Here is a 25,373-nt window from a genome sequence, read left to right as displayed (position 1 = left end):
TATCCCAACCTGCATCTTTTTATAGTTTAATCAGCCCATAGTGCTTTGACTTTAGCTTGCACTTCTTCATTTTCAAGGAATTCATCATAAGTTTCATCAATACGGTCAATAACCCCATTTTTAGAAACGACTACGATGTGGTTCGCTATTGTTTGGATGAATTCATGGTCATGACTGGCAAAGATAACAGACTCTTTGAAGTCACGGACGCCATCATTCAGACTTGAGATTGATTCCAAATCCAAGTGATTAGTAGGATCATCTAGAAGAAGGACGTTAGATTTCAAAAGCATGAGTTTAGAAAGCATGACACGTACCTTTTCTCCCCCTGAGAGAACACTAACAGATTTATTAACCTCATCTCCTGAGAAGAGCATACGTCCAAGGAATCCACGCAAGAAGGTATCATCATCTTCACCTTTTTCGGCAAATTGACGGAGCCATTCGAGAATTGATTCACCGGATGCAAAGTCTTTAGAATTATCTTTTGGAAGGTAAGAGCGGCTAGTAGTAACACCCCATTTGATTGTACCTTCGTAGTCAATATCATCGGCAAGAGCACGAATCAATGCAGTTGTTTGAATATCGTTTTGACCGATGATGGCAGTCTTATCTCCCGGTCGCAAGATGAAACTAATGTTATCAAGAATAGTCTCACCATCCATCTTAACAGTGAGATTTTCAACTGTTAGAAGGTCATTACCGATTTCACGCTCTGCTTTAAAATTGATGAATGGGTATTTACGACTTGATGGGACGATTTCTTCTAGTTCAATTTTATCAAGCATTTTCTTACGAGAAGTCGCTTGTTTAGATTTTGAAGCGTTGGCAGAGAAACGTGCAACGAATTCTTGAAGTTCTTTGATTTTTTCTTCTGCTTTTGCATTACGGTCAGCCTGCAAGCGTGCAGCCAATTCTGAAGATTGTTTCCAGAAGTCATAGTTACCGACATAGAGTTTGATTTTACCAAAGTCAAGGTCGGCCATATGCGTACACACCTTATTCAAGAAGTGACGGTCATGGGATACGACAATGACAGTATTTTCAAAATCAATCAAGAAATCTTCAAGCCAAGAGATTGACTGGATATCAAGACCGTTGGTAGGTTCGTCAAGAAGAAGTACATCAGGTTTACCAAAAAGCGCTTTTGCAAGGAGGACTTTCACTTTGTCACCATTAGCTAATTCGCTCATGTTTTGATAGTGAAGGTCTTCTGAGATATTTAGGTTCTGAAGCAATTGTGAGGCTTCGCTTTCAGCTTCCCAACCACCTAATTCAGCAAATAGACCTTCTAATTCAGTAGCACGAACACCATCTTCATCTGAAAAATCTTCCTTCATGTAGATGGCATCTTTTTCTTTCATAATATCGTAGAGGCGTTCATTCCCCATGATAACAACATCAATGACGCGTTCATCTTCATAGTCAAAGTGGTTCTGACGAAGAACAGAAAGACGCTCATCAGGACCAAGAGAGATATGTCCTGTTGTTGGTTCGATATCACCAGCTAAAATTTTCAAAAAAGTAGATTTACCAGCACCATTGGCACCGATAAGACCGTAAGTATTACCTGGTGTGAAGGCAATATTAACATCATCAAAAAGTTTACGATCGCTAAAACGAAGCGATACATCCGATACAGTAAGCATATAATATCCTTTATTTTTATTCTTAACTACTATTTTACGAGAAATTAGACTTTATTTCAATCGATTTTATAAGGGATTAATAAAGTCATTTGGAACTTTTTGGTAATCTTTTTGGAGGCTAAATCCACGTCCCATAACTGTAGAAGCAGGAACAATGACGATAAAGGCAGTTTCATCTATTTTTTGGATTTCTTCTTGAACTTTCGGAACCTCATGAGTTGACAAGGTAGTCATAATCATATTTTGTGCATGTCCAGTATGTCCACCAAGAACTGGAATTTTTGTTGCTCCTCGATCAGCCACTCTAGTGATGTAGTTTAGGATTTGTTCACTATTTTGCGAAATGATTAGAAGATTTCGTGATGAATTGAGTCCGACCATCATTTTATCAATTGTAAGAGAAACAACTCCAAGTGAGAGAATGGAGTACATAACAGTATCAGGAGGAAAGGCAATAGCACTGATTGCGACAATGATTCCATCAACAATAAGTAGTACCATTCCTAGTGGGAGTGGCGTATACTTGTGGAGAATTTGTGTGATAATTCCAGTTCCCCCAGTTGAGGAATTTCCATAAAAGACTATTCCTAGTCCTAACCCTAATACAATCCCACCAAAAATAGCAGCCAACAAAGGTTGTTTGGTGAGTGTAGGTAAGCCCTCGGTTAATTTAATAAAAGTTGGGAAGATAAGAGATCCATAGAAGGTTTTTAGAAGAACTTCGCGACCAAGAAAGCACCAACATAAAATTAACAAAGGGATGGTGGTTGCTAAGACGAAGTTAGCATTGTTCCAACCAAAAAGGGCGTTTAAACTAATGGCTAGCCCTCCGACACCACCCGAGGCAATATTATTCTTAACTAAAAGTGAGTTATAGCCAACCGAAGCTATAAAAGAACCGATTGTAACTAAAAGTATATCTATTATTCGACGTTTCATATATTATCTCCTAGAAATGATATTCTTATTATCAAGTCTTTTTAAGTTTCCGTCAAGTAATGACTATTTTGGTTGTATCTAAGGTTGTGTTTCACGTGAAACTAGAAACATAATCTTGACAAGAATAGATAAAACAATGTAGAATAATAGTCATCAGAAGAGTAATTCTTTCCTTTTTTATAGAGAGCTGGTGGTTGCTGAAAACCAGTATGAAGGTGGAATGAATGGGCTGAAGAGAATTGACGGTTAACGTGAACACATAAACGTTAGGTTTGGCACCCCTTATCGTGCAACTTCTTTGTTGAGAAGGTTTGAGATGATAGCTTCAGAAAGAGTTATCAACTGAGGTGGTACCGCGTATCAAAAGTGATTAACGCCCTCACGCATGTTTTTGCGTGGGGATTTTTTTTGTATTAGAGAGGTAATTATATGACGAAACCTATTATTTTGACGGGAGACCGTCCAACAGGGAAACTTCATCTAGGACACTATGTTGGTAGTTTAAAAAATCGTGTCCTTTTACAAAACGAAGATAAATATAACATGTTTGTCTTTTTGGCTGATCAGCAAGCCCTTACGGATCACGCCAAAGAGTCAGAGATTATCAAAGAATCAATTGGGAATGTTGCTTTAGATTATCTCTCTGTAGGTTTGGATCCAACGAAGTCGACTATTTTCATTCAAAGTCAGATTCCTGAGTTGGCTGAGTTGACTATGTATTACATGAACCTAGTTTCATTGGCACGTTTAGAGCGTAACCCAACGGTTAAGACGGAAATTGCTCAAAAAGGCTTCGGAGAATCTATTCCAACAGGCTTTTTAGTTTATCCAATTTCTCAGGCAGCTGATATCACGGCCTTTAAAGCAAATTATGTTCCTGTAGGTAATGACCAAAAGCCAATGATTGAGCAGACACGAGAAATTGCACGTAGCTTCAATCATACTTATCATTGTGATATTTTGGTTGAGCCAGAGGGAATCTACCCTAAAAATGAAGCTGCAGGACGTCTTCCAGGTCTAGATGGAAATGCTAAGATGTCTAAATCCTTGGGTAATGGTATCTTCCTTTCAGATGATGAGGACACTGTTCGTAAAAAAGTCATGAGCATGTATACGGATCCAAATCATATTCGTGTGGAAGATCCAGGCCAAATTGAAGGTAATATGGTTTTCCATTATCTTGATATCTTTGGTCGCGAAGAGGATGCTACTACAATTGCTGAAATGAAAGAACATTATCAACGAGGTGGTTTGGGAGATGTGAAGACAAAACGTTATCTTCTAGAAATCTTAGAACGTGAGTTAGCTCCAATTCGTGAACGTCGTTTAGAATATGCCAAGGATATGGGAGAAGTTTTCCGTATGCTTGAAAAAGGTAGTCAAGCAGCGCGTGAAGTTGCTGGACAAACATTGACGGAAGTAAAAGAAGCGATGGGAATTAAGTATTTCTAAGAAATAAAAAGTAGGGACTCAAGATAATCTGGAGCCCTATTTTTATTTGGAAAAAGGTTTTCTTAGAATCTTATGCGAAATCTGTTGACAAATCATTTTAGCATGATATGATATTAACAATTAAAAAATAGGCTGGGGTTTTTGTACCTCAAAACTTTGAGAAAAGAGGACGATTATAATGTCAAATTGGGACACTAAATTCTTGAAAAAAGGTTACACTTTTGATGACGTATTGCTTATTCCTGCGGAAAGTCATGTTCTACCAAACAACGTCAACTTGAAGACGAATTTGGCTAAAAATTTGACATTAAATATCCCAATTATCACTGCAGCCATGGATACGGTCACAGATAGTAAGATGGCTATCTCAATTGCTCGTGCAGGTGGTTTGGGTGTCATTCACAAAAACATGTCTATTGCGGAACAAGCTGAAGAAGTTCGAAAAGTAAAGCGCTCTGAAAATGGTGTCATCATTGATCCATTCTTCCTAACGCCTGAAAATAAAGTTGCTGAAGCTGAAGAGTTGATGCAACGTTACCGTATCTCAGGGGTTCCGATTGTTGAGACACTTGAAAATCGTAAATTGGTTGGTATTATCACAAACCGTGATATGCGTTTTATCTCTAATTACGATACTCCAATTTCAGAACACATGACTTCTGAGAAATTGGTCACTGCTCCAGTTGAAACAGATCTTGAAACGGCTGAAAGTATTCTTCATGAGCATCGTATTGAAAAGCTACCTCTAGTTGATGAAGAAGGTCGTTTGTCAGGACTTATTACTATTAAGGATATCGAAAAAGTTATCGAGTTTCCTAATGCAGCTAAGGATGAGTTCGGTCGTCTTTTGGTAGCAGGTGCTGTAGGTGTTACTTCTGATACCTTTGAACGTGCAGAAGCTCTTTTTGAAGCAGGCGCAGATGCTATTGTCATTGATACTGCACATGGTCATTCAGCAGGTGTTCTTCGTAAAATTGCTGAAATTCGTGCCCACTTCCCAGACCGTACTTTGATTGCAGGAAATATCGCAACAGCTGAAGGTGCGCGTGCACTTTATGAAGCAGGTGTCGATGTTGTTAAAGTAGGTATCGGACCAGGTTCTATTTGTACAACACGTGTGGTTGCGGGTGTAGGTGTTCCTCAAGTCACTGCTATTTACGATTCAGCTAGTGTTGCGCGTGAATACGGAAAAACAATCATTGCTGATGGCGGTATCAAATACTCAGGTGATATTGTAAAAGCTCTTGCAGCAGGTGGTAATGCTGTAATGCTTGGTTCTATGTTTGCTGGTACTGATGAAGCACCAGGTGAAACTGAGATTTTCCAAGGTCGTAAATACAAATCTTACCGTGGTATGGGATCAATTGCAGCGATGAAGAAGGGATCAAGCGATCGTTACTTCCAAGGTGCAGTTAATGAAGCGAATAAACTTGTTCCAGAAGGAATTGAAGGCCGTGTAGCTTATAAGGGTTCTGCTGCTGATATCGTATTCCAATTGATTGGCGGTATCCGTGCAGGTATGGGTTATACAGGTGCAGAAGATATCCAGGCTTTACATGACAAAGCTCAGTTTGTTGAAATGTCAGGTGCAGGACTTATTGAAAGTCACCCTCACGATGTTCAAATTACAAACGAGGCGCCTAACTACTCAGCTCATTAAAAAAACATAAAAGTACTTACTTCAGGTAAGTACTTTTTCTTTACATTGGTTTTTACAGTAGGTTTACAATATATTTACACAAACAAAATTGTCAATAAAGGGTTTGGGTGAGTTTTTGTTTACACTTTTTTTAACATCACTTGTCATATATGTAAAACACAGAAAACAGAAAAAAAGTCGCTTAATCGACTTGTTTTTCACAAATAATACCATTCTTGACTAAGAAGGTCTTTAAATCGGGTGGTAGGTTACTCAGATGATCAAGTGAAGTTGTCGTCATGAAGGTTTGAACCTCTTCGTCAATACTTTCTAACAGTTTGAGTTGACGGTGATTGTCAAGCTCACTCATGACATCATCGAGGAGAAGAATTGGAAATTCACCTGTTACTTTTTTTATCAGAGCAATCTCAGCCATTTTTAAAGAAAGAATGAGACTACGTTGTTGCCCCTGACTGCCGAAAGATGCGTTCATGTCATTAATGTAAAATGTCAAATCATCCCTATGTGGACCAACACCAGTGTTCTTTTTGAAGATATCCCTTTTGCGATTTTGCTTTAACGTGGTTAAAAATGATTCACGAATAACTTTGTTATTCCCGAATGGGATATTAGATTCGTAGGAGATTTTAAGGCGCTCTATCTGATTTGAGAGATTACTATGATGTCTATCTGCCTCTTCCTCTAATTGCTTGATAAATTCTAGTCTATGTTCGATAACGCGTGCTCCAAAATCGGAAAGCTGTTCATCTAACACTGAGAGAAAATTAATATCTACATTGTCAGTAGATTTGAGATAGGCATTACGTTGCTTGAGTACATGATTATAACTTGATAGGTCTGAAAGGTAAACAGGCTTAATCTGTCCTAAATCAATATCTATAAATTTACGTCTTAGGCTTGGCGATCCCTTTACAAGTTGTAAATCCTCAGGAGCAAAGAGTACCACTGTCATGTGACCGATATAATCGGATAATTTAGCTTGTTTGAGGTGGTTGACCTTTGTTATGCGGCCTTTATTAGATAAACTGATTTCCAGAGGTAGCTTTCCACTATGATGATGCACGATGCCGTTCAGTTTGAGAGTATTTTGCTGAAATTGAATCAGTTCCTTATCTGAACGGGTCCTATGACTACGTGTCAATGCTAGAAAATAGATGGCCTCAAGAATATTTGTTTTTCCTTGAGCATTGCGACCAAGAAAAATATTGAGATGAGGTGAGAAGCTCACAGAGGCTTCAGTATAATTTCTAAAGTGTTGAATATCAATATTTTCGAGCCACATAGTTAGGTTCCTGGGAAACGAACGGGTTTTCGTTTAGTTTTATTGCCTTCTTTTGACGGATGTGCCTTTTGTTTCTTTTTATTATCCTGATTCATTTTTTTAACAATGGCAGCAACACGTGCTTTTTCAGCGACTTCTTTTTGATGCTCTTCAATTTCATTTGTTGTAGGAGCTATAATCGTTATTTCAAGTTCCTCAGACGGAATAGTAATAACATCCCCATAACGAAGTTTTTTTCCACGACGTTTTTCATCCTCACCATTGAACAAAACGGTATTGTTGGCTAAAAAACCTTTAATAGCTCCGCCACTATGAATGATACTTAATTCTTTTAAAAGTGCCTGCAGTGTGATGTATTCATCAAATAATTTATATTCCATAGTACCTCAACTTTCTCTTGAGATAAGATAGCATAAAAATGGTATAATTGGAAGCATAAACTTTTTAGAGGTTATCAATGAAAATTGCTGATGGTGTCTATGTACACTTCATTCCAACACAAAAATATAAAACTAATCGTATTGTTTTTCGAATGACAGGTTCTTTGAATAAACAAACAATTGCTAAACGAGCTCTGGTTTCACAAATGTTGGCTACAGCCAATCAGACGTATCCAACAGTACAGTCTTTTAAAGAGAGATTAGCTTCTCTTTATGGAACACAGTTGTCAACTAGAGTGTTAACTAAAGGGTTGACACATAGTGTTGACATAGAGTTGACATACCTGAAGGATGCCTTTATCCCTACGAATAATGGATTATTTTGGGAAGTTCTAGGATTTTTGAAAGAGTGTCTTTACAAGCCACTGTCAAGAGTAGCTCAATACCAAAATAGAGTATTTGATATAGAGAAACAAAATTTAAAGACCTACCTTGATGTTGACACAGAGAATAATTACTATTACAGTGAAGTTAAGGGAAGAGAGCTTTATTTTGTAAATGAAGGCTTGAAAGTTCCCAAATATGGTCAAGCAGAACTTGTTGAAGCGGAGACTTCGTTTACAGCTTATCAAGAATTTCAAAGTATGTTGACAAGAGATCGTATTGATATCTTTATGGTTGGAGAATTTGATGATTATCAAGTACTCCAAGGTTTACATCGTTTTCCTTTGGAGGGACGTCAAGTTGATTTACAGTTTAGCTATAGTCAACCTTATGTCAATGTGGTGAAAGAAAAGATAGAACCTAGACAGAGCAGTCAATCTATTTTACAATTAGGGTACCAATTTTCATGTCAATATGGAGATAAAGATTACTTTGCTTTAATTGTATTTAATGCCATGTTTGGTGAATTTGCCCACTCTGCTTTATTTACAACGCTTCGAGAAAAGGAAGGATTGGCTTATTCAATTAGTAGTCAATTTGATGTCTTTACAGGTTTACTAGAAGTTTACGCTGGAATTGAAAAATCTAATAGAAATCAGGCTATGCGAGGAATTAGTAGAGAATTGAATTACATTAAATTAGGACGTTTTTCAAGTTCTCTCCTGAATCAAACCAAAAAAATCATACGAATGAATGCCCTACTCTCTGAAGATCATGCCTTAACATTGGTGGAACAACGTTTTAATAAGGTGATTTTTGGCGATAAAAGTCTTTCATTAGAGAATTGGTTAGATGAGATTGAGAAGGTTAATAAAAAAGATGTTTGCCGTGTAGCGCGTCAAGTTAAGCTACAGAGTTTGTTCTTTTTAGAAGGAGTGTCTTAGAATGGCTGCTTTGAAGAAACGTTATTATCAAAAAATTGATGAAGAAGTTTATTCAGCAATTTTAGATAATGGTATGTCTTTATCAATTATTAAGAAAAAAGGATTTTTAGAAAAAGCCGCCTTTCTGTCAACGAATTTTGGGGCGCTAGATAATCACTTTTATATTGATGGTGAGTTACAATCTTATCCTGCAGGTATTGCTCATTTTCTGGAACACAAGCTATTTGAGGATGAGCAGGGAAGGGATGTGACATTGGATTTTGTCAAGCTTGGAGCTGATGTCAATGCTTTTACAACCTTGGATAAGACAACATATTATTTCTCTACCCTTGATCACTTTGAGGAGTCTTTAGAACTTTTATTAAAGTTTACATCGAAGTTTACAAGTTCCGAAGATGCTGTCAACCATGAAAAAAGAATTATTGAACAAGAAATAAATATGTATCAGGATGATCCTGATTATAGAGTATATCTGGGTTGTTTACAAAGTTTGTATCCCAATACTATATTAGGGCAAGACATTGCTGGAAGTGTTGATAGCATTGAAAAAATTACTGTAAAGGATTTGAAAGATAATTTTGACTGCTTTTACAAACCAGCAAACTGTCATCTCGTTTTGGTAGGTGATTTTGATGTTGAAGATATTTACACTTTTGTCAATGAAAAACAAAGCGAGTTTACACTACCTGAGAGAATAGTTGAAAAAGAAAAGAACCCCATTGAGTCAGATGTCCAAAAATTAGATAGTATTCAAATGGAGATTTTCATCTCAAAGCTAGCCATTGGTTTTAAGAGTGTTCCTTTTACTGATAATCGTATGAGAGAAAACATACTGGTACAGTTATTGTTTAATTTACTGTTTGGCTGGACGTCTCCTTATTATCAAAATTGGTATGCTGAAGGAAAAATAGACGAGTCTGTATCAATTGAATACGAGGTATCTAATCGATATTCATTTGTCATTATGACTATGGACACTGCAGAACCTATCCGTATGTCAAGCTTAATTCGTCAAGTGATGACGTCGGCAGATAAAAAAAGACTGTTGACGGATGAGGCATTGGATTTGCAAAAGAAAGCTTTGTATGGTGAATTTTTACGTAGTCTAGACAATATCCAGAATTTAGGAAGTCAGTATTTAGCTTATTTTGAGAATGATAAAACATACTTTGATTTTGGTCAGGAACTGATGAGCATTACTTCCAAGGATTTGAAGGACTTTTTGAATCATTATCTATCAAATATAGAGATTACCGATTTTGTTGTCTTCCCTAAATAAGTGATTATTTGCTATAATAGAGACACGAAAACAAAGAAGAATATTAGAAAGGGGAAAAATGAAGTTACACTCTCTAGGTGAGCAATTACGTGCAGCACGTGTAAAGAAAGAATTAAGTTTATATGATGTAGAAAAAATTTCTGGAGTCGAAGCTCAGTTTCTTCTGGCTATGGAAATGGATCAACTTAAAGCTTTGCCAGAGGACATTCAGCAAGAAGCGCTTGAAAAGTATGCCACTTCGGTTGGTTTAGATGGAAAGCGTCTGTTTGAGGAGCAGAGGCAGAACGAGCAAAAACTAAAAAAAGAAAAGAAAACAGTTGAACGTAAGGAAGAAAGCTTAGCTACCAAAGCTCCTATGTCACGCTTTTTAAAGCATAAACGTGAAGAAAAAAGAAAGTCTAACTATCTACCTTTACTAATTCTTAGTGCGGTTTCGTTACTTATCATTTGTTCAGTAGGTTATATTATTATTAGACATCTTTCTAATCAACCTCAGGTGATAAAACCGAATACTATCTCTACAGTTAATCATCTATCAACGGCTAGTAAGGCTAAATCGTCACGAAGCATTTCTGAGGTTACCGTTTCAGGGGCAAATGTAACAACGACAACTCAAGGAAATCAGCTAATGGTTGATTTCTCCAATGTGAATTCTTCAGTAGTTTTAGATGTAGAGTTATCAGAAAATAATGATGACACCTGGTTTTCAGTAGATAATTCAGAGACTTCAGAGAGTTACCTCCTTTCAAAAACGAAAAATTCAAAATACTCTTTAGATTTTTCTGATAAAACGAAACCAACTCAAATTATTATTGCTCAATCTTCAAAAGTAACTCTAAAGGTAAATGGGGAGTCACTTGATTTATCGCAATTAGATAAAAATACACCTAGCTACCTAACATTAAGAATCCAATAGAATCGAGAAGAAATGTTTAAAAAAGAAAATTTACCTAACTTATTGACACTTGCTAGAATTATTTTGATTCCTATCTTTTTATTAATGACATCACTTGCGTCAAGTAATATCATGCATATTGCTGCGGCGGTTGTCTTTGCTATTGCCAGTATTACAGATTATTTGGATGGCTATTTGGCACGAAAATGGCATGTTGTTACTAATTTCGGGAAATTTGCAGATCCATTAGCGGATAAAATGTTGGTAATGTCAGCTTTTATTATGCTAGTAGGTATTAATCAAGCGCCGTCCTGGGTAGTTTCGGTTATTATCTGTCGTGAGCTTGCAGTAACAGGTCTTCGTCTTTTATTAGTGGAAAACGGTGGTACAGTTCTCGCTGCATCTATGCCTGGTAAGATTAAGACAGTGACTCAGATGTTATCTATCATTCTATTATTGTGTCATTTGCATTTTATTGGAACAATTATGCTTTATATCGCTTTGTTCTTTACAATTTACTCAGGCTATGATTATTTCAAAGGTGCAGGTTTCTTATTTAAGGATACTTTCAAGTAGTACGATAAACAAATGATTGAAATAAAAAATTTAAAGTTTAAATATCATCAAGATCAACCATCCTATATTCTTGATGATGTATCGTTTCACGTGAAACGTGGGGAGTGGCTATCCATTGTAGGGCATAATGGTTCTGGAAAATCCACGACAGCACGTCTTATTGACGGACTATTAGTGGCAGAGTTTGGGCAGATTATCGTTGATGGTCAAGAATTAACAGAAGAGAATGTCTGGGATATTCGTGATAAGATTGGCATGGTCTTTCAAAATCCAGATAATCAATTTGTTGGGGCAACTGTTGAAGACGATGTTGCTTTTGGTCTTGAAAATAAAGGTGTTCCCTATGAAGAAATGGCTTCAAGAGTTCAAGAGGCTCTGGAATTTGTAGGAATGTCAGAATTTAAGGATAGAGAGCCAGCTAGATTATCTGGAGGTCAAAAACAACGTGTGGCTATCGCAGGTATTGTAGCTATGAGACCATCAATTTTGATTTTGGATGAGGCAACTAGTATGCTGGACCCAGAAGGTCGCCAGGAATTGATTCAATCTATTAAAGCTATTCGTAAAGAATACGGAATGACTGTTTTATCAATTACTCATGATCTCGATGAGGTCGCTTTGAGTGACCGTGTTTTGGTTTTGAAAAAAGGTAAAGTGGAGTCTGTTTCAAGTCCTCGTGAACTATTTAGTAGAGGCACAGAGTTGGTTGACTTAGGTTTGGATATCCCTTTTAGTGCATTATTAACTCAAAAGCTAAGAAATAAAGGTCTGATAGAGTGTGAAGACTATCTGACAGAAAAGGAATTGGTAGAACAATTATGGGAATCTCTCTCGAAAATGTAAGTTATATCTATCAAGCGGGTACTCCTTTTGAGGGGCGTGCCCTTTTTGAATTGACAACGACGATAAAAGATGGTTCATATACAGCCTTTATTGGACATACCGGAAGTGGTAAATCTACTATTATGCAGCTCTTGAATGGCCTCTATTTACCAACTAGTGGTCAGGTTCAAGTTGATGATACTATCATAACCAGTCAATCAAAGAACAAGGACATAAAACCAATTCGTAAGAAAGTAGGTTTAGTTTTTCAATTTCCAGAAAGTCAGTTATTTGCAGAGACTGTTTTAGAAGATGTTGCCTTTGGACCTCAAAATTTCGGAGTTTCTAAGGAAGAAGCAGAACAACGTGCTATTGAAAGTCTAAAATTAGTTGGACTCCCGGAAGAATTTCATGGACAGAATCCTTTTGATTTATCAGGAGGGCAAATGCGACGTGTTGCCATTGCAGGGATTCTAGCTATGCAACCAGATATTCTGGTGCTGGATGAACCGACTGCAGGTCTAGATCCACAGGGCCGGAAGGAATTGATGTCTCTCTTTAAGGAGTTACATCTTTCTGGAATGACGATTGTTTTAGTTACTCACTTGATGGATGATGTTGCCGATTATGCAACAGCTGTGAATGTTATGGAAAAAGGGCAACTAGTGTTGACGGGAGCTCCTAAAGATGTTTTTCAAAAGGTTACTTTTCTTAAAGAAAAGCAATTAGGTGTTCCTAAAATTACAGAGTTTGCACTACTGCTACAAGAAAAAGGTTATCGATTTGAAACTCTCCCTATTACAATCGAGGAATTCGTAGAGGTGTTGTCGCATGGATAAGTTAATTATTGGACGTTATATTGTTGGGGACTCTTTTATACACCGATTAGATCCTAGAAGTAAATTATTAGCCATGTTGATTTATATTGTTATTATCTTTTGGGCTAATAATCCTTTAACTTATGCTGTAATAACTTTATTTACACTTTTCTTGGTTTTCTTGTCTAAAATAAAACTTGGTTTCTTTTTAGGTGGAATTAAACCAATGATTTGGATTATTTTATTTTCTACCCTATTTCAAGTTTTCTTCAATACAAAAGGGAGTGTGCTTTGGTCTATCGGCTTTTTAAAGATTACGGAAGTCGGTTTAAATCAAGGTTGGATGATATTTCTTAGATTTATCCTCATTATTAGTTTTTCTACCCTACTTACTCTAACGACAACACCTTTAAGTTTATCTGATGCAGTTGAATCACTTTTAAAACCACTTACTGTTTTCAAAGTGCCAGCACATGAAATTGGTTTAATGCTATCTTTGAGTCTACGTTTTGTACCAACTTTGATGGATGATACGACTCGTATTATGAATGCTCAAAAGGCGCGTGGTGTTGACTTTGGTGAAGGAAATATTATTCAGAAGGTACGGTCAATAATACCTATTTTAATTCCTTTGTTTGCATCAAGCTTTAAACGAGCAGATGCTCTGGCGATTGCTATGGAAGCACGAGGCTATCAAGGTGGTGAAGGACGAACAAAATATCGTCGACTTTCATGGAATAGTCGAGATACCTTATCAATTATTGCTATTTTAGCTTTAGGATTAATGCTTTTTTATCTTAAGAGTTAATTCGTTGAGATAAATAAAAACTAGGTCTTAAGACCTAGAAATTTTAGATGGACGCCCACGTAGGCGTTCTTTTTTCGTCTAATCCCAACCTACTTGTAATATTTTTAATATCCCTAACAAGGGGATGTTATATTTCCAAGGTATCATAGATACATGGTTATAGTTCTTCAGCTTAATCTGGATTGAAAAATCCCTATATAGAATAAGCCCGTTGATTTACCTATTAGTCATAAACAATAAAATAACTTAATATCTTTGACTAATATGAATTGGACTATAAATAGATAAAGGAGCATCATCATGCAAAAAAAGAATACATCTAACACTAAAAAATTAGGTCTTTTTGGACTTGTTACAGTAGCAACACTTGGAGCAACAGCCTTAGCTAATGCAGAAACTTACACAGTTCAAAAAGGCGATACCCTTTCAGCTATTGCTAAGAAGAATGGTACGACTGTAGATGAAATCGTTTCAAAAAACGGTATTCAAGATGCTAATAAGATTTCTATTGGTCAAAACTTAACAATTAATGAAACTACTGAAGAAACTACAGAACCTTCAGTTACAACAGAAGCAACTGCTGAATCAACACAATCAACAGAGTCTACACAAAGTGAAGATACTCAAGCAACCAATACAAATCTTTCTTCTTCAGAGGCAGCTGCCAAAGAAGAAATTGCACAACGTGAGTCAAGCGGTAGCTATACAGCTCAAAATGGGCAATATTATGGACGTTACCAATTAGCATCATCATATTTGAATGGAGACTTGTCTCCTGAAAATCAAGAGAAAGTAGCAGATAATTATGTAGCAAGCCGTTATGGTTCATGGACTGCAGCTCTTGCTTTCTGGAATGCTAATGGTTGGTACTAAATCATTATTACTGACTTATGAGGAAAACTAGTAAAACCTCATACAAATAAGGGAAAAATGCCAGATTTTTGGCATTTTTTTATTAAATTGATAAATCATTGTAACATTAGACATAATACAAATAATCGGCAGTAATATTACTAGGTTATGATGAATGTAACTAGAATTAACTAGGAGGGATTTATGTTTAAAAAAAGTTATAAGGGACGCCGTATTAAATTTGCAGCGAAGAAATCATTGGCGGTACCAGTAGCAATTGTAACAAGTTTTATTGTCATTTTGGCAGTATCACTGTCTACACTAATTAATAAAGGGTTGGTTAATGCATTTTCAGATTCTGTTACTCCAGCGCCTTCAACAGCATCAACAACGTCAGAATCGACAGCAGATTTAGTAAAATCAACAGAAATTAGCTCAAGTAAAGATAATAAGGCTAATAAAGAAAAGGTTGAAGAAAGTAAGCCTCAGTCAGAAACAACAGGAGAAGCGGTAGAAGCAGCTGAAAAGTCTCAGTCAGATACTGCTACTACAAGCACTACTACAACGAGTACTGATACTACGTCGACTCAAAATACTGGAACAGCTCCTTCGGTTGCTGCAAGTGGTAGTGGGTCAGTTGTTCTCTCAAATGGTAACACTGCAGGAGAAGTTGGTTCTTATGCAGCAGCACAGATGGCAGCTGCTACTGGTGTTCCTCAGTCAACTTGGGAGTCAATTATTGCGCGTGAGTCAAATGGTGATCATACTGCAGCAAATGGTTCAGGTGCATCAGGTCTTTTTCAAACAATGCCTGGATGGGGCTCTACTGCAACAGTTGAGGATCAAATTCAATCAGCCTTGAATGCCTATAACGCACAAGGTTTGTCAGCTTGGAATTACTAATATTAATAGAAGTTGGGAGCGTACTCTCAGCTTTTTAATTTGGATGTGGGTAATATGTTTTATAGAGCTTTTTGTTATTATTAGGTAGGGTATGGCCTTTTTGTTATAATAGGAATGAAAGGTATAGCAATGAAACAAATTTTTAAATCAAGAGAAAAGTTGTGGGTTTCTCTTATTATTATAGCTTTTGCTGTGTTATTGGTTACACCACAACTATTTACAAGAAAAGTCATTTTAGGTTCAGATTCCATCTTTCACTATAACAGGTTCTATGAAGCTGCTATGCAACTAAAAAATGGTAACCTTTCTTACTTTTTATCTTTATATGGATTCCAACAGTCAGGCCGCATTGTCAATGCTCTTTACGGTCCTTTTTTTGCTTATTTACAAGGAGGGCTTATTTTAATAAGTGGCACTTGGTTTCGTTATCAGATTGTGTCAAGGGTATTACTACATATACTGGCTGAGTCCTCAATGTATGCTTTGCTCAAGCAGTGTAAAGTTAAGACAAACATTGCCTTGTCACTAGGTTTACTCTATGCGACAACATTCTCTATCCAATACTGGACGATGCGTCAGGGGTTCTCTAGTTGGGGAGCAGCTTTACTACCTTTTTGTTTTATTCCAGCGATTCACTATGTCTTTTATCAAAAAGTAGAACCAATTAGACTTGCCTTATCACTGGCATTGATTTTTCAGATTCACGTACTTAGTGCTTTGATGCTAGTGATGATGTATCTTCCTTTTTATCTTTACACTTTTGTAAAGTCTCCTATCGCAAAGAAAAAGGAAACCTTCGTGCAAGTCGTTATAGCAGTCATTCTGTTCCTCTTACTGACTGTCAATGTCTGGTTAGTACTCTTATATTTGAGAGGGACTAATCACCTTTTAGATCCATTTATAAATAGAGAAATAGGTAAGAATGGGATAGATGGAACGGCAAGATACTGGCTATATACCCCAATTTCCTTAATGGTGTTACTCATTTTACAGTTTATTTACGCTGTTTTGAATTGGAAGAAATTTGCTAAATGGAAAAAAATACTGCATTTTATTTATTTTATCTTTTTCTTCTTATCGACAGGTCTTTTTCCATGGCAGTATCTAGTAGAAAATGGAAATACATTTGCTGAATTGATTCAATTTCCATTTAGATTTTTTGTTCCTGCGACTATTTTACTTTTAGCAATTACAGGGTTAACGGTCACGCGATTTGTAAACTGGCGAAAAAGTATTGCTGTTTTACTCTTTGCCTTTGCGGGCGTTGGTCTTATTCAGAATATGATGGATACTACCGATCGTGTAAAAACTGCGGCACAAGATGGTGAACTTATTTCCATTGTTAAACATACTTACGTTGAAGGAGATTACCAGACGATAAGTCTTACCATGAATGACAGTGACTTGTCACAGTTTTTAAATTTAGTTGTCAAACCCACACCAGATTACGTACCGATTTATGGGAAAATAGGTGAGCAAAATACTTACGATCTTTATTATAAAAATATCGTTACGAATCAGAAGGCAAAGAAGATAATCGAAGATGGTTATCTTGTATTAACTTGGTCAGCTGCTGAAGGGGAGGAACTGAATCTACCGATAGTTGTTTATAAAGATTCCATCTTGACACTAAATGGTAAAGAACTAGACAAGGATGACTATAGTTTGTCAACGATTGGTACACCGACCGTTTCATCACAAAAAGGACAGAATAAACTTGTGTTAAGTTATCAGGAGCCAGGATGGCTATTTGTAGCGTTAGTGATTCCAATAATAGTTCTGGGAGTAATTGGTTTACAGTGGCTTTACACAAAAATAAGTATAAAAAAGGTTGCCTAGTGGTAACCTTTTTGCATTATTCTTTAATCATGATATAATTAAGCTTGCGTGCTTTTACGCTTCAAAATCGACCTTCAAATCGATATTTGAATAACTAGACCCTTCAAGTCTATGTTAAATTTTATTTGATGGGAGGAGTTATCAATGACTGATAATTCAAAAACACGTGTTGTTGTCGGTATGAGTGGTGGCGTTGATTCATCAGTAACAGCCTTACTTTTAAAAGAGCAAGGTTATGATGTAATTGGTGTTTTCATGAAAAACTGGGATGACACAGATGAATTTGGTGTGTGTACAGCAACCGAAGATTATAAAGATGTAGCAGCAGTAGCTGATCAGATTGGTATCCCCTATTACTCTGTCAACTTTGAAAAAGAGTACTGGGATCGTGTATTTGAGTATTTCTTAGCAGAGTACCGTGCAGGCCGTACCCCTAATCCAGACGTTATGTGTAATAAGGAAATCAAGTTTAAGGCATTCTTAGATTATGCGATGACATTGGGAGCAGATTATGTGGCTACAGGACATTACGCTCAAGTTGTTCGCGATGAAGACGGCATTGTCCATATGTTGCGTGGTGCAGATAATAATAAAGATCAAACCTACTTCCTTAGTCAACTTTCGCAAGAGCAGTTGCAGAAAACGATGTTTCCCTTAGGACATCTACAAAAGCCAGAAGTTCGTGAGATTGCTGAACGTGCAAGTCTTGCAACAGCCAAGAAAAAAGATTCGACAGGAATTTGTTTTATTGGTGAGAAAAACTTTAAAGAGTTTCTTAGCCAATACTTGCCAGCTCAAAAAGGTCGTATGATGACTGTCGATGGTCGTGATATGGGGGAACATAACGGACTCATGTATTACACCATTGGTCAACGTGGTGGTATGGGTATTGGTGGTCAAAAAGGTGGAGATAATGCTCCTTGGTTTGTAGTAGGGAAAGATCTTTCTAAAAATATTCTTTACGTGGGTCAAGGTTTCCACCATGAGTCGTTGATGTCAACTTCACTTGACGCTTCAATGATTCACTTTACTCGAGAAATGCCAGAAGAATTTGAAATGGAATGCACAGCAAAATTCCGTTATCGTCAACCTGATAGTAAAGTTACTGTAAAGGTTAAGGGTGATAAAGCAGAGGTTATTTTTGCTGAACCTCAGCGTGCTATTACACCTGGTCAAGCTGTTGTTTTCTATGATGGTCAGGAATGTTTGGGCGGCGGTATTATTGACCAAGCGTATAAAGACGGAAAAGTTTGTCAGTATATCTAACTGGAGGTAAGTAATAACGATGAGTTCCCAATTGTTTTATGCATTTATGGCATTTTTCGCTATAATGAATCCAATTTCAAATCTTCCTGCTTACATGGCTTTAGTAGCAGATGATAGTCAAAAAATTTCACGAAAAATTGCTTTTAGGAGTCTTTTGATTGCCTTTGTTATTGTAACTGTTTTTATCTTTTCAGGAGATTTCATTTTTAAAGTATTTGGAATTACAATTGTTTCTTTCAGAATTGCTGGTGGAATATTAGTGGCCGTTATCGGTTATCATATGATTAATGGTAATCATTCACCTAGCTATAAAGGAATGGAGCAGCAAGCAGTAAACTCAGATCCAATGTCTATTGCTATTTCTCCTCTTGCAATGCCGCTTTTTGCAGGACCAGGAACAATTACAACTGCCTTAAGCTTGGCTAATGGAGGTTTGCGGAATCAACTAATAACCGTAGTTGCTTTTGCTCTACTATGTGTAATCACTTATCTCCTACTAAGAAGTGCAAAACAAATTGCAGGCTTCTTGGGAAAAAATTTGATGAAAATTATAACGAAAATGATGGGACTTTTACTATTCTCGATAGGAATACAGATGATTATCGTCAGTGTGCAGACCTTGATCAAACAGTGATTTGCATTGACAAAACGATTTGATTTGATAAAATAACTTTAACAATAGTCATGATGGTCAAAGCTCATGAGAATTGTGCGTTTTTGCGTACAGTTTTCTGGAGTTTTGGCTATTTTTGTAGGAAAAAAACAAAGAAAGGATAGGGCAGTTGATTGTAAATCACTGCATAAATCTAAAAAATGTCTTACGAGTTTGATGAAAATTTTGATGTAATTGTTGTTGGTGCTGGTCACGCTGGTGTAGAAGCCTCCCTAGCTGCAGCCCGCATGGGATGTAAGGTTTTATTAGCGACTATTAACCTAGAGATGCTGGCATTTATGCCATGTAATCCTTCTATTGGAGGATCGGCCAAGGGTATTGTTGTCCGTGAGATTGATGCCCTCGGCGGAGAGATGGGTAAAAATATTGATAAAACTTATATTCAAATGAAAATGTTGAATACTGGTAAGGGACCTGCTGTCAGAGCTTTACGTGCACAAGCAGATAAAGCCTTGTATGCTATGACGATGAAGCATACAGTTGAGCGTCAGGAAAACTTAACTCTCCGTCAGTCAATGGTTGATGAAATTCTTGTTGAAGATGGTAAGGTAGTTGGTGTCAGAACAGCCACAAATCAAAAATACGGAGCAAAAGCGGTTATTGTAACAACAGGAACGGCTTTACGTGGTGAAATTATCCTAGGTGAGCTCAAATATTCTTCTGGACCAAATAATAGTCTTGCATCGGTTACTTTGGCAGATAACCTGAGGGATCTTGGCCTTGAAATAGGAAGATTTAAAACGGGTACCCCTCCTCGTGTTAAGGCATCATCAATTAATTACGAAGAAACTGAAATTCAACCAGGTGATGAAAAGCCAAATCATTTTTCATTCTTGTCGAAAGATGAAGATTATCTTCAGGATCAAATACCTTGTTGGCTAACTTATACGAATCAAGAGAGCCACGATATTATCAATAATAATTTACACCGTGCACCAATGTTTTCAGGTATTGTCAAGGGTGTAGGACCTCGTTATTGTCCATCAATCGAAGATAAAATTGTCCGATTTGCCGATAAGAATCGCCATCAACTTTTCCTTGAACCTGAAGGAAGAGAGACTGAAGAAGTCTATGTGCAAGGCCTGTCAACTAGTCTGCCAGAAGATGTTCAAAAAGAGTTGATTCACTCAATTAAAGGCCTCGAGAAGGCAGAGATGATGCGAACTGGTTATGCGATTGAATATGATATCGTGCTCCCTCATCAATTACGTGCAACACTTGAAACGAAGTTAATTTCAGGTCTCTTTACAGCAGGACAGACCAACGGAACTTCTGGATACGAGGAAGCAGCAGGTCAAGGTCTAGTTGCTGGTATCAATGCAGCTCTGAAAGTCCAAGGTAAACCTGAGCTTATTCTCAAACGTAGTGATGCCTATATTGGTGTAATGATTGACGATCTTGTCACGAAAGGAACCTTGGAGCCATATCGTTTATTGACATCACGCGCAGAGTATCGTCTCATATTACGTCATGATAATGCTGACATGCGCTTGACACCTATTGGTCGAGAAGTTGGTTTGGTTGACGATGAACGTTGGAATATCTTTGAAATTAAGAAAAATCAGTTTGACAGCGAGTTGGCACGTTTGTCAAAAGAAAAATTAAAACCAATTAAAGAAACGAATGAGAAAATTCAAGCTCTAGGCTTTAAGCCATTGACAGATGCCATGACAGCTAAAGAGTTTATGCGTAGACCAGAGATTGATTACGCCACAGCTACTCAGTTTGTGGGTCCAGCTGCAGAAAATTTGGACGCTAAGATTATAGAGTTGCTTGAGACTGAAATCAAGTACGAAGGTTATATCAATAAAGCTTTGGATCAAGTAGCTAAGATGAAGCGTATGGAAGAAAAGAGGATTCCCAAAAATATTGATTGGGATGCTATTGATTCTATTGCTACTGAAGCTCGTCAAAAATTTAAGAAAATCAATCCTGAGACCATTGGTCAAGCGAGTCGTATTTCAGGGGTCAATCCAGCAGATATCTCAATTCTGATGGTTTATCTTGAAGGCAATAATAAGGCCCGCAGAAAAGTAGATTAACGGTGGTAACACGTTTAAAAGCCTTTTAATTAAGGCTTTTTTATGTTATAATTGTTAGATTAAGAGGTTTTATATGAAAAGATTTCACTTTGCAACGATTCATCTTATAATGATTGGGTTAATTCTTTTTGGAATTGCTACTATTTTTGTTCGCGTACTAAAATCGGAGTCTGCCCTCATTTTTGCGCTTTTTATTATTATGGTAGTAGTTGTTGCCTTATTGCATTACCAAAAGACAACATATGAGTCCTTAGAAATAGAGCAATTAGATGAACTGAATCAGGATGTTGAAGATTCTTTGAAGACCCTTCTCGGAAAGATGCCTGTTGGGGTTATTACTTTTGATGAGAACGATCATATTGAATGGTTCAACCCCTATGCGAAGCTAGTACTTTCGGATGAAAATGGAAATTTCAATAAACAGTTGATTGCGGATTTTATTTCTCAGAAACGAAAAGGTTCGCCTTCGAATGTGATAACCGTTGGTGACAATAAATATGCCGCTTTTGTGGATTTTGACAATAAGTTGACATATTTTATTGACAATGTTTATGATCAAGATGAAAATGCTGATCCAAATATGACTCGTCCTGTTATCGGGATTATTTCAGTTGATAACTACGACGATGTGACAGGAAGTTTACCCGATGCCGATGTTTCAAAAATCAACACATTCGTGGCAGGGTTTATTTCTGAGTTTGCTAAGGCTAAGCATATTCATTATCGACGTATTGAAGGCGATCGTTTTTACTTCTTCACCAATTACAGTGTCTTGACAGAATTCATGGATCAAAAGTTTTCTGTCTTGGATGACTTTCGTCAGCAGGCTCAAGAGCGTGGTTTACCACTGACTTTGAGCATGGGAATTTCGTTCGGTACGCTTAAGCATGATCAAATCGGTCAGGTTGCCTTGCAGAATCTGAACATCGCACTAGTTCGCGGTGGAGATCAAGCTGTTGTCAAGGAAAACGATGATCACAAGGAACTTCTTTATTTTGGAGGAGGTTCTGTCTCAACAGTAAAACGTTCTCGTACAAGAACAAGGGCTATGATGACTGCAATCTCAGATAAGTTGAAAACAGTCGAAAAAGTGTTTGTTGTCGGACATAAGAATCTCGATATGGATGCTCTAGGGGCCACTGTCGGTATGGCTCATTTTGCTAGTCAAATTGTTCGAAAAAGCTATGCTGTTTACGATGATACGGCTATGAATGCAGATATTGAGCGTGCGGTCGAACGCTTAAAAGAAGATGGTCAATCACCTCTTATTACACTTTCAGAGGCTGAAGAGTTAGTCAACCAACATTCATTACTAATTATGGTTGACCATTCTAAAATCAATTTAACTTTGTCTAAGGATTTTTATGATCGATTTAATGAAGTTATTGTGGTAGATCATCACCGTCGAGATGACGATTTTCCTGAAAATGCTGTTTTGACCTTTATTGAAAGTGGGGCAAGCTCAGCCTGTGAATTGGTTACGGAGTTGTTGCAATTCCAGGGTGCCCCAGAACGTTTGAGTAAAATCCAAGCCTCTATCCTTATGGCAGGTATCATGCTGGATACTAAAAATTTCTCAACTCGTGTGACTAGTAGAACCTTTGATGTTGCCTCTTATCTACGTAGTTTAGGAAGTGATAGTGGAGAAATCCAAACAATCTCTGCTACTGATTTTGAAGAATATCGACGTATCAATGAGCTAATTCTAGCAGGTGAACGTATTACAGATGATATCATTGTTGCCTCAGGTGATAATCCTAAATGTTATAATAATGTTGTGATTTCTAAGGCAGCAGATACGATGCTTGCCATGGCAGGTATCGAAGCAACTTTTGTTGTCGCTAGGACAAGCGATTCTACTGTGAATATCTCTGCTCGAAGTCATAAAACGATTAATGTACAACGTATTATGGAGAAAATGGGTGGTGGTGGCCATTTCAACTTAGCTGCCTGCCAATTGCGAGACTGTAGTGTTGCTCAAGCAAAAAATAAATTGATTGAAACTATTATGGGAGAGTTGGCTCCCAAGGAGGACTAAAATGAAAGTTATTTTCTTACAAGACGTTAAAGGTAAAGGTAAAAAAGGCGAAATTAAAGAAGTACCATCAGGTTATGCTCAAAACTTCTTGATTAAAAAGAATCTTGCTAAGGAAGCGACAAACCAAGCTATCGGTGAGTTGAAAGGCAAGCAAAAATCTGAAGAAAAACATGCAGCAGAGTTGTTGGCTGAAGCGAAGCAAGTTAAAGAGCAACTTGAAAAAGAAGAAAATCGTCTTCAATTTACTGAGAAGGTCGGACCAGACGGACGTACTTTTGGTTCAATTACAGCCAAAAAGATTGCAGAAGGACTTCAAAAACAATTTGGTATAAAAGTTGATAAACGTCATATTGAACTTGAACATCCTATTCGTGCGATTGGTCTGATTGAGGTTCCTGTAAAGCTTCATAAAGAAGTGAGCGCACAAATTAAACTTAACATCAAAAATAGTGCTGAGTAATTCGTTGACACTATAAGTAAATCTTGTAAAGGAGGGAATAATTGTGGCAGAGGCTCAAGAATTACGAGTACAACCTCATGATTTAGTAGCGGAACAGTCTGTTCTAGGGGCTATTCTCATTAACCCGGAAAAGTTGATTACAGTTCGAGAATTTATCGAAGCAGACGACTTTTACAAGTATTCCCATCGTGTCATTTTTAAAGCAATGGTAACACTGTCGGATCGAAATGATGCCATTGATGCCACGACAGTACGTACCATTTTAGATGACCAAGATGACCTCCAAAATATAGGGGGTATTTCTTATCTTGTAGATTTGGTCAATAGTGTCCCAACATCCGCAAATGCTGAGTACTATGCTAAGATTGTGGCTGAGAAAGCCATGCTTCGACGTATTATAAATAGGCTGACAGAGACTGTCAACCAAGCATATGAGGGTGCAACGGAATCTGATGAAATTATTGCGAATGCTGAGAAAGCCTTGGTTGATGTTTCAGAGCATAGTAATCGTAGTGGTTTCCGCAAAATATCTGAAGTTCTTGACGTTAATTTTAATACCTTGGAGATGCGTTCCCAGCAAACATCAGATGTTACTGGATTACCAACAGGTTTCCGTGACCTTGACAAGATTACAACAGGTTTACACCCTGATCAATTAATTATTTTAGCAGCTCGCCCCGCAGTTGGTAAAACAGCCTTTGTGTTGAACATTGCTCAGAATGTTGGCACCAAGCAAAATAAAGCTGTTGCAGTCTTTTCATTAGAGATGGGGGCAGAAAGCTTGGTTGATCGTATGTTGGCAGCTGAAGGGATGATTGATTCTCATGCTTTACGTACAGGTCAATTGACAGAGCAAGATTGGAATAATGTTATGATTGCTCAAGGAGCACTGGCTGAGGCACCTATTTACATAGATGATACCCCTGGTATAAAGATTACTGAGATTCGTGCACGGTCCCGTAAATTGTCACAAGAAGTAGAGGGTGGTCTTGGTCTTATTGTGATTGACTACTTGCAGTTGATTACAGGTACGCGACCAGAAAATCGCCAACAAGAGGTTTCAGATATTTCAAGACAGTTAAAAATCCTGGCCAAGGAGCTCAAAGTTCCTGTAATTGCCTTGAGTCAGTTATCTCGTGGGGTTGAACAACGTCAGGACAAACGTCCAGTCTTATCTGATATCCGTGAGTCAGGATCTATCGAGCAGGATGCCGATATTGTCGCCTTCTTGTATCGTGATGATTACTACCGAAAAGAGGGTGAAGAACCAGAAAATGCGATTGAAGATAATACCATCGAAGTTATCCTAGAAAAAAACCGTGCTGGTGCGCGTGGAACAGTCAAGTTACTATTCCAAAAAGAATACAATAAATTTTCATCGATTGCTCAGTTTGAGGAATCATAATTTTCAG

General features: G+C 37.4%; 22 protein-coding genes and 1 other annotated feature. Of the genes, 18 read left to right on the top strand and 4 right to left on the bottom strand.

What is annotated here, in order from left to right; genetic code table 11:
- Positions 1-26: 26 nt before the first annotated feature.
- Entirely contained in the window at positions 27-1,649 is a 1,623-nt protein-coding gene (locus ACWPVZ_RS06700) for an ABC-F family ATP-binding cassette domain-containing protein (RefSeq protein WP_454381479.1), read from the bottom strand.
- Positions 1,650-1,715: 66 nt separating this feature from the next.
- Positions 1,716-2,588 (bottom strand): YitT family protein, encoded by an 873-nt coding sequence (locus ACWPVZ_RS06695; protein WP_037599377.1) that lies wholly within the window; start codon positions 2,586-2,588, stop codon positions 1,716-1,718.
- A 144-nt stretch (positions 2,589-2,732) separates the two neighbouring features.
- Positions 2,733-2,972, top strand: a binding site (T-box leader).
- A gap of 45 nt (positions 2,973-3,017) precedes the next feature.
- Between ACWPVZ_RS06695 and trpS the strand changes: the two genes are divergently transcribed.
- Both trpS and guaB read left to right on the top strand, forming a co-directional pair.
- Positions 3,018-4,040, top strand: coding sequence for a tryptophan--tRNA ligase (gene trpS / locus ACWPVZ_RS06690; protein WP_002892198.1), 1,023 nt, complete (start codon positions 3,018-3,020; stop codon positions 4,038-4,040).
- A 178-nt stretch (positions 4,041-4,218) separates the two neighbouring features.
- Entirely contained in the window at positions 4,219-5,700 is a 1,482-nt protein-coding gene (gene guaB, locus ACWPVZ_RS06685) for an IMP dehydrogenase (RefSeq protein ID WP_064523650.1), read from the top strand.
- 181 nt (positions 5,701-5,881) lie between these two features.
- Here guaB and recF read toward each other — a convergent pair whose 3' ends face one another.
- Complete coding sequence (recF, locus tag ACWPVZ_RS06680) at positions 5,882-6,982, bottom strand: DNA replication/repair protein RecF (RefSeq protein WP_064523648.1); 1,101 nt, start codon at positions 6,980-6,982, stop codon at positions 5,882-5,884.
- 2 nt (positions 6,983-6,984) lie between these two features.
- On the bottom strand, positions 6,985-7,362 hold the full coding sequence (yaaA, locus tag ACWPVZ_RS06675) for a S4 domain-containing protein YaaA (RefSeq protein WP_002892188.1): 378 nt from the start codon (positions 7,360-7,362) through the stop codon (positions 6,985-6,987).
- A gap of 77 nt (positions 7,363-7,439) precedes the next feature.
- Here yaaA and yfmF point away from each other — a divergent pair, with 77 nt between their 5' ends.
- From yfmF to dnaB, 16 genes are all read left to right on the top strand, one after another.
- Positions 7,440-8,690 carry an EF-P 5-aminopentanol modification-associated protein YfmF gene (yfmF, locus tag ACWPVZ_RS06670; protein ID WP_198463573.1) on the top strand — a complete coding sequence of 417 codons (1,251 nt, stop codon included), beginning with the start codon at positions 7,440-7,442 and terminating at the stop codon, positions 8,688-8,690.
- Between the two features lies 1 nt (position 8,691).
- Positions 8,692-9,969: an EF-P 5-aminopentanol modification-associated protein YfmH gene (gene yfmH, locus ACWPVZ_RS06665; protein ID WP_414341114.1), complete on the top strand. Its 1,278-nt coding sequence runs from the start codon at positions 8,692-8,694 to the stop codon at positions 9,967-9,969.
- Between the two features lie 58 nt (positions 9,970-10,027).
- On the top strand, positions 10,028-10,885 hold the full coding sequence (locus tag ACWPVZ_RS06660) for a helix-turn-helix domain-containing protein (protein WP_070577130.1): 858 nt from the start codon (positions 10,028-10,030) through the stop codon (positions 10,883-10,885).
- A gap of 12 nt (positions 10,886-10,897) precedes the next feature.
- Positions 10,898-11,440 (top strand): CDP-diacylglycerol--glycerol-3-phosphate 3-phosphatidyltransferase, encoded by a 543-nt coding sequence (pgsA, locus tag ACWPVZ_RS06655; protein ID WP_454381474.1) that lies wholly within the window; start codon positions 10,898-10,900, stop codon positions 11,438-11,440.
- 12 nt (positions 11,441-11,452) lie between these two features.
- Positions 11,453-12,283, top strand: coding sequence for an energy-coupling factor ABC transporter ATP-binding protein (locus tag ACWPVZ_RS06650; RefSeq protein ID WP_414341116.1), 831 nt, complete (start codon positions 11,453-11,455; stop codon positions 12,281-12,283).
- A complete protein-coding gene (locus ACWPVZ_RS06645; protein WP_060971636.1) occupies positions 12,259-13,101 on the top strand; it encodes an energy-coupling factor transporter ATPase in 843 nt (280 codons plus the stop codon). The genes ACWPVZ_RS06650 and ACWPVZ_RS06645 overlap by 25 nt, the downstream gene beginning before the upstream one ends.
- Positions 13,094-13,888 carry an energy-coupling factor transporter transmembrane component T family protein gene (locus tag ACWPVZ_RS06640; protein ID WP_002892171.1) on the top strand — a complete coding sequence of 265 codons (795 nt, stop codon included), beginning with the start codon at positions 13,094-13,096 and terminating at the stop codon, positions 13,886-13,888. Before ACWPVZ_RS06645 ends, ACWPVZ_RS06640 begins: the two co-directional genes overlap by 8 nt.
- A gap of 300 nt (positions 13,889-14,188) precedes the next feature.
- Entirely contained in the window at positions 14,189-14,761 is a 573-nt protein-coding gene (gene apf, locus ACWPVZ_RS06635; RefSeq protein WP_037599365.1) for an aggregation-promoting factor, read from the top strand.
- Between the two features lie 183 nt (positions 14,762-14,944).
- The gene (locus tag ACWPVZ_RS06630) at positions 14,945-15,643 is read left to right on the top strand and encodes a transglycosylase SLT domain-containing protein (protein WP_060971635.1); all 699 of its coding nucleotides are present in this window, start codon (positions 14,945-14,947) and stop codon (positions 15,641-15,643) included.
- Between the two features lie 129 nt (positions 15,644-15,772).
- A complete protein-coding gene (locus ACWPVZ_RS06625; protein ID WP_414341117.1) occupies positions 15,773-17,482 on the top strand; it encodes a hypothetical protein in 1,710 nt (569 codons plus the stop codon).
- A 144-nt stretch (positions 17,483-17,626) separates the two neighbouring features.
- The gene (gene mnmA, locus ACWPVZ_RS06620; protein WP_060971633.1) at positions 17,627-18,748 is read left to right on the top strand and encodes a tRNA 2-thiouridine(34) synthase MnmA; all 1,122 of its coding nucleotides are present in this window, start codon (positions 17,627-17,629) and stop codon (positions 18,746-18,748) included.
- A gap of 19 nt (positions 18,749-18,767) precedes the next feature.
- Positions 18,768-19,382 (top strand): MarC family protein, encoded by a 615-nt coding sequence (locus ACWPVZ_RS06615; protein WP_060971632.1) that lies wholly within the window; start codon positions 18,768-18,770, stop codon positions 19,380-19,382.
- Positions 19,383-19,561: 179 nt separating this feature from the next.
- Positions 19,562-21,463 carry a tRNA uridine-5-carboxymethylaminomethyl(34) synthesis enzyme MnmG gene (mnmG, locus tag ACWPVZ_RS06610; protein ID WP_347100251.1) on the top strand — a complete coding sequence of 634 codons (1,902 nt, stop codon included), beginning with the start codon at positions 19,562-19,564 and terminating at the stop codon, positions 21,461-21,463.
- Between the two features lie 73 nt (positions 21,464-21,536).
- Complete coding sequence (locus ACWPVZ_RS06605) at positions 21,537-23,501, top strand: DHH family phosphoesterase (RefSeq protein WP_201553318.1); 1,965 nt, start codon at positions 21,537-21,539, stop codon at positions 23,499-23,501.
- A 1-nt stretch (position 23,502) separates the two neighbouring features.
- On the top strand, positions 23,503-23,961 hold the full coding sequence (gene rplI / locus ACWPVZ_RS06600) for a 50S ribosomal protein L9 (RefSeq protein WP_002885729.1): 459 nt from the start codon (positions 23,503-23,505) through the stop codon (positions 23,959-23,961).
- A 43-nt stretch (positions 23,962-24,004) separates the two neighbouring features.
- Entirely contained in the window at positions 24,005-25,366 is a 1,362-nt protein-coding gene (dnaB, locus tag ACWPVZ_RS06595; RefSeq protein WP_002892156.1) for a replicative DNA helicase, read from the top strand.
- The last annotated feature ends 7 nt before the right edge of the window (positions 25,367-25,373 follow it).

Source organism: Streptococcus sp. Marseille-Q6379, assembly GCF_965119505.1.
This window is presented reverse-complemented; position numbering and strand designations above follow the sequence as displayed.

What these genes read in the sequence shown, in the direction of transcription:
- ACWPVZ_RS06700 (WP_454381479.1), bottom strand. Translation starts at nt 1,649, where the DNA reads ATGCTTACTGTATCGGATGTATCGCTTCGTTTTAGCGATCGTAAACTT.
- ACWPVZ_RS06695 (WP_037599377.1), bottom strand. Translation starts at nt 2,588, where the DNA reads ATGAAACGTCGAATAATAGATATACTTTTAGTTACAATCGGTTCTTTT.
- trpS (WP_002892198.1), top strand. Translation starts at nt 3,018, where the DNA reads ATGACGAAACCTATTATTTTGACGGGAGACCGTCCAACAGGGAAACTT.
- guaB (WP_064523650.1), top strand. Translation starts at nt 4,219, where the DNA reads ATGTCAAATTGGGACACTAAATTCTTGAAAAAAGGTTACACTTTTGAT.
- recF (WP_064523648.1), bottom strand. Translation starts at nt 6,982, where the DNA reads ATGTGGCTCGAAAATATTGATATTCAACACTTTAGAAATTATACTGAA.
- yaaA (WP_002892188.1), bottom strand. Translation starts at nt 7,362, where the DNA reads ATGGAATATAAATTATTTGATGAATACATCACACTGCAGGCACTTTTA.
- yfmF (WP_198463573.1), top strand. Translation starts at nt 7,440, where the DNA reads ATGAAAATTGCTGATGGTGTCTATGTACACTTCATTCCAACACAAAAA.
- yfmH (WP_414341114.1), top strand. Translation starts at nt 8,692, where the DNA reads ATGGCTGCTTTGAAGAAACGTTATTATCAAAAAATTGATGAAGAAGTT.
- ACWPVZ_RS06660 (WP_070577130.1), top strand. Translation starts at nt 10,028, where the DNA reads ATGAAGTTACACTCTCTAGGTGAGCAATTACGTGCAGCACGTGTAAAG.
- pgsA (WP_454381474.1), top strand. Translation starts at nt 10,898, where the DNA reads ATGTTTAAAAAAGAAAATTTACCTAACTTATTGACACTTGCTAGAATT.
- ACWPVZ_RS06650 (WP_414341116.1), top strand. Translation starts at nt 11,453, where the DNA reads ATGATTGAAATAAAAAATTTAAAGTTTAAATATCATCAAGATCAACCA.
- ACWPVZ_RS06645 (WP_060971636.1), top strand. Translation starts at nt 12,259, where the DNA reads ATGGGAATCTCTCTCGAAAATGTAAGTTATATCTATCAAGCGGGTACT.
- ACWPVZ_RS06640 (WP_002892171.1), top strand. Translation starts at nt 13,094, where the DNA reads ATGGATAAGTTAATTATTGGACGTTATATTGTTGGGGACTCTTTTATA.
- apf (WP_037599365.1), top strand. Translation starts at nt 14,189, where the DNA reads ATGCAAAAAAAGAATACATCTAACACTAAAAAATTAGGTCTTTTTGGA.
- ACWPVZ_RS06630 (WP_060971635.1), top strand. Translation starts at nt 14,945, where the DNA reads ATGTTTAAAAAAAGTTATAAGGGACGCCGTATTAAATTTGCAGCGAAG.
- ACWPVZ_RS06625 (WP_414341117.1), top strand. Translation starts at nt 15,773, where the DNA reads ATGAAACAAATTTTTAAATCAAGAGAAAAGTTGTGGGTTTCTCTTATT.
- mnmA (WP_060971633.1), top strand. Translation starts at nt 17,627, where the DNA reads ATGACTGATAATTCAAAAACACGTGTTGTTGTCGGTATGAGTGGTGGC.
- ACWPVZ_RS06615 (WP_060971632.1), top strand. Translation starts at nt 18,768, where the DNA reads ATGAGTTCCCAATTGTTTTATGCATTTATGGCATTTTTCGCTATAATG.
- mnmG (WP_347100251.1), top strand. Translation starts at nt 19,562, where the DNA reads ATGTCTTACGAGTTTGATGAAAATTTTGATGTAATTGTTGTTGGTGCT.
- ACWPVZ_RS06605 (WP_201553318.1), top strand. Translation starts at nt 21,537, where the DNA reads ATGAAAAGATTTCACTTTGCAACGATTCATCTTATAATGATTGGGTTA.
- rplI (WP_002885729.1), top strand. Translation starts at nt 23,503, where the DNA reads ATGAAAGTTATTTTCTTACAAGACGTTAAAGGTAAAGGTAAAAAAGGC.